1 protein-coding gene is annotated in these 244 nt (G+C 61.9%); it reads left to right on the forward strand.

Annotation, left to right across the window (positions count from 1 at the left end; genetic code table 11):
• A partial coding sequence (locus AC0IW7_RS24970) for an ATP-binding protein (protein WP_471821543.1) occupies positions 1-244 on the forward strand: 244 nt, incomplete at both ends.

The raw sequence follows: 244 nt of genomic DNA on the forward strand, positions 1-244 counted from the left end.
GAAACCGGCGTGCCGCATCGCATCAAAGGCGACCCCACGCGGCTGAAACAGGTGTTGTTGAACCTGCTGAGCAATGCCCTGAAATTCACCGCGCAAGGGCACGTGGCCGTCAGCGTGTGCCGGCGCACTAACAGCCTGGGCGATCCGCACCTGATCTTCGCCGTGAGCGACCGCGGCATAGGTATTTCCGGCGATGCACACACGCAATTGTTCGACTCGGTCTCCCAAGGCGACTCCAGCACCA

The organism is Pseudomonas sp. AC229 (genome assembly GCF_979254655.1).